The organism is Beijerinckia sp. L45 (genome assembly GCF_009765775.1).
Lineage (GTDB): Bacteria > Pseudomonadota > Alphaproteobacteria > Rhizobiales > Beijerinckiaceae > RH-AL1.
Genome location: NZ_LMUU01000104.1, coordinates 1 through 4,124, shown reverse-complemented (window position 1 = coordinate 4,124; position 4,124 = coordinate 1). Strand labels below are relative to the sequence as shown.

General features: G+C 65.7%; 3 protein-coding genes and 1 pseudogene. All 4 read left to right on the top strand.

The genetic code is table 11. The annotated features are described in order from the left end of the window. Nucleotides 1-606: ABC transporter substrate-binding protein (locus GSQ79_RS10740; RefSeq protein ID WP_158808717.1), on the top strand; the 606-nt coding region annotated here is incomplete at its 5' end. A gap of 78 nt (nucleotides 607-684) precedes the next feature. Then, entirely contained in the window at nucleotides 685-1,572 is an 888-nt protein-coding gene (locus GSQ79_RS10735) for an ABC transporter substrate-binding protein (RefSeq protein WP_158808716.1), read from the top strand. 20 nt (nucleotides 1,573-1,592) lie between these two features. Continuing rightward, nucleotides 1,593-3,257, top strand: a complete 1,665-nt coding sequence (locus GSQ79_RS10730) for an amino acid ABC transporter permease/ATP-binding protein (RefSeq protein WP_158808715.1) — start codon at nucleotides 1,593-1,595, stop codon at nucleotides 3,255-3,257. Nucleotides 3,258-3,573: 316 nt separating this feature from the next. Beyond that, nucleotides 3,574-4,124 (top strand): annotated as a pseudogene (locus GSQ79_RS10725) (acetamidase/formamidase family protein); the annotation flags it as partial.

Below are 4,124 nucleotides of genomic sequence, written 5' to 3'. Positions count from 1 at the left end.
AGCTACAAGCCGGTGACCTTCGCGGCGCTGATGACCACGCTGTCGAGCGGCCAGGCCGACATCGTCATCTCCGACATCTACGCCACCGAGGACCGCGCCAAGGCCGGCGACTTCATCACCTACTCCAAGGTGTTCGACGGCGTGCTCGTCGCCAAGGGCAACCCGAAGAAGCTGACCGGCATCAACACCTCGATGTGCGGCGCGACGGCGGCGGAAAACACCGGTTACGTCGAGGTGCCGCTGATCCAGAACCTGGCGCCGGAATGCAAGAAGGAAGGCAAGCCGGAAGCCTCAATGCAGCTTTATGACAACAACGCCAACTGCATCCAGGCGATCCTCGCCGGCCGCGCTGACACCTATGTCAACGACGTCAACACCGTCGACCAGGCGGTCAAGGCCTATCCGGACAAGCTGGAGAAGGCCACGGCCGTGACGCTGCCCTACTCCGTCGGCATCGCCGTGCCGAAGGGTAAGACCGATTTCCGCGACGCCGTCATGGCGGCGCTGGTCGAGATCCAGAACGCCGGCATCGAGATGGACCTTTTGAAGAAATGGTCGCTCGACTCCGGTGCGCTCGAGGCCCCGAAGCTGATCGTCGTCAAGTAAGCGAGCGAGACACAACAGACGGCGGTGCGATGCGCCGCCGTTTCGAAAGACTGCCGGGCCGCTGCACAGGAGCTTTCCATGCTGAAAACCAATGCCAAGACGATCGTCGCCCTGTTCGGCGCGCTCTGCGTGCCGGCCCTCGCCATCCCGCATCAGGCCCGCGCGGCCGCCTTGCCGGCCCCTGCGGCGTGCCAGGCCCTGCAAGCCAAATATCCGCAGTTCAAGGGCAAGACACTGGTCGACGCGACCAACCCGCATACGCCCGGCTACGAGTCGCTCGATCCGCAGGATCCCAATAAATACATCGGCTTCGATGTCGATCTCGTCGAGACCATCGGCGACTGCCTCGGCTTCAAGGTGAGCTACAAATCCGTCACCTTCGCGGCGCTGATCAGCACGCTGCAGAGCGGCCAGGCCGACATCGTCCTGTCCGACCTCTACGCCACCGAGGAGCGCGCCAAGGGCGCCGACTTCATCACCTATTCCAAGGTCTTCGACGGCGTTCTGGTGGCCAAGGGCAACCCGAAGAAGATCACCGGCATCGACACGTCGCTGTGCGGCCTGACCGCGGCGGAGAACACCGGCTACGTCGAAGTGCCGCTGGTGCAGAACATGGCGCCGGCCTGCAAGGCGGCCGGCAAGCCGGCGCCCGCAGTACTGCTCTTCGACAACAATTCGACCTGCATCCAGGCGATCCTCACCGGGCGCGCCGAGACCTACGTCAACGACGTCAACACCGTCGACCAGGCGGTCAAGGCCTATCCGGACAGATTAGAAAAATCCGCCGCCGTGACCCTGCCCTACAAGGTCGCCATCGCGCTGCCGAAGGGCAAGATCGAATGCCGTGAAGCCGTGATGGCCGCATTGGTCGAGATCCAGAAGGCCGGCATCGAGACCGAGCTTCTGAAAAAATGGTCGCTCGACTCCGGCACCCTCGAAGCGCCGCAGCTCGTAACCGAAAAGTAAACGCGTGATCGAACAATAAGATGGACCTGTTTCTCCACTACCTCACCATGCCCTATCTGCTGCAGGGCGTCGGTTTTACGCTCGCGGTGACTGGTCTTGGCCTCGCGGGCGGCCTGATGGTGGGGCTCGTCCTGGCGAGCATGCAGTTGAGCCGCTTCTGGCTGCTCGCCGGCATCGCCCGGGCCTATACGGTGATCTTCCGCGGCACGCCGCTGATCCTGCAGCTGGTGTTCGCCTATGACGCGCTGCCGCTGATCGGGCTGAAACTCAGCGCGATCGGCGCGGCGGGCCTGGCGCTCGCCGCCAACGAAGGCCCGTTCATCGCCGAAATCCTGCGCTCCGGCGTGCTCGGCGTCGACCGTGGCCAGGTCACCGCCGGCCAGGCGCTCGGCATGACGCCATCGGTTCTGATGCGCCGCATCATCGCACCGCAGGCGATCCGCACGATGATCCCGGCGATCGGCAACGAGACGGTCAGTGCGCTCAAAAATTCGTCGCTGGCCTCGGTGATCTCGGTCGAGGAGCTGACGCTGCGCAGCACGCAGCTGGCCTCGTCCACCTTCGACTTCTTCTCCATCTTCTTCGCCTCCGGCCTGATCTATCTCGTGCTGACCGGCGCGGTGAGCGTGATCCAGCTGGTGGTCGAAGCGCTGCTCGATCTCGACCGGCCGAAGCCGCGGGAACAGCTCGCCCGTCTCTTCGCCTGGCGCCGACCGACGTTGGCTGCGGTGATCGCCGCGCCGCCCTCCGAGGCGCCGGATGCACCGGCCGAAGCCCCGCCTGTTGTTGCTGCTCCGATGGGGCGCCAGAGTACGGCGGAAAGGGCGAAGCGCTCGGCGACGCTGACGCAGAACAATGTGGTCGTGGACGTCAGCGGACTGAAAAAGCGCTACGGCGCGCAGACCGTGCTCGACGGGCTCGACCTGACCGTGCGCGTCGGCGAGGTCGTGGCGCTGCTCGGCCCCAGCGGCTCCGGCAAGAGCACGCTGCTGCGCTGCATCAACCACCTGGAAACCTGGGACGCCGGCGCCGTCAAAGTCGGCGGCCGGCGTCTCGGCCTCAGCGAGGCCGGCAAGCGCCTCAGCCCCCGCGCGATCGCCAACGAGCGCGCCACCGTCGGCGTCGGCATGGTGTTCCAGCAGTTCAACCTGTTCGGCCACCTGACCGCGCGCGAAAACGTCGCCGGGCCGCTGCGCTGGGTGCACGGCTGGTCGCGCTCCGATGCGGCGCGCCGCGCCGACGAGCTTTTGGAGCGCGTCGGCCTGAGCCATCGCGCCGATGCCCTGCCGCGCCACCTCTCCGGCGGCCAGCAGCAGCGCGTGGCGATCGCCCGCGCGCTGGCGCCGAACCCCAGCGTGCTGCTGCTCGATGAACCGACCTCCGCGCTCGATCCGGAACTGATCAACGAAGTGCTGGAAGTGATCCGCAAGCTGGCCGTCGAGGATGGTCTGACCATGATCATCTCGACGCATCAGCTGCGCTTTGCCGACGAGGTCGCCGACCGCGTGGTGTTTTTGAGCGGCGGCTCGATCATCGAGGAGGGCCCGGCCAACGAGGTTTTGACCCGCCCGAAGCACCCGCTGACGCAACGTTTTCTCCAGGTGATGGGCGCGGAGCCGGCACCGGACACGGCGCCGATGCGGGGCAGTGCGGTTGCCCGTATGGCGCTGGATGCAACACCTTGATTGGTCTCGGCGGAGCGCTCAATCTGGTTTCGTGCGACCGGTTCTTCGCGAGATCCAAAAGGTGACGCGTGACCCATGGTGACGCAAAAATGGTGATGTCGGCGCCGCGACTCGGAAAGCCCGAAGTTTGTGCAACAGGTCCGCGGGGCGCCCCCTCCACCGCCTATCGGCGGTCCCCCTCCCCCGTAAAACGGGTGAGGATTGCCGGCAGAATCCTCCCCTGCGCAGCGGGGGAGGGACCATGCGCAGCATGGTGAAGGGGGCTTCGGCCCTCGCTAGATTTTAGATTACGACTATCATTCCATTCGGAGACCCCATGTCGCTCCTGACCGCCGACCGATCCAAAGCCGACACCGCCGCGCCGTCGCTGCACGAGCTGAACGCCACCGTCGCAAACTGCCACTGGGGCTACTTCAGCGCCACCAAAGCGCCGGCGTTAAAGGTGCGCAGCGGCGACATGATCCGCGCGGAGGCCGTCACCCATCACGCCGGCGATGCCCCCGACCTGCTGATGGACGACGGCATCAAGGCGCTGTGGGCGGGCATTCCCGAGGACGACCGCAACCCCGGCGTCCATCTGATGACCGGCCCGATCTATGTCGAGGACGCCAAGCCCGGCGACATTCTGGAGGTGCGCTACCTCGCGATGACCCCGCGCCTCGCCTATGGCTCGAACCTCGCCGCGCATTGGGGCCACCTCTACAAGGAGATGGGCGAGAAGGAGCGGGTGACCATCTACAAGATGGATCAGACCAGCCAGACCGCCGAGGCCATGTTCGCCTACGACGTCAAAGAAAAGTACCTGATCCCCGGCCGCGTCACCGAACCCGGCGCCTGCTGCCGCGAGCCGGCGCTCCGCGGCATCCG

Excerpts from the sequence above, each read along its gene's own strand:
- GSQ79_RS10730 (WP_158808715.1), top strand. The coding sequence starts at position 1,593 with ATGGACCTGTTTCTCCACTACCTCACCATGCCCTATCTGCTGCAGGGC.
- GSQ79_RS10735 (WP_158808716.1), top strand. The coding sequence starts at position 685 with ATGCTGAAAACCAATGCCAAGACGATCGTCGCCCTGTTCGGCGCGCTC.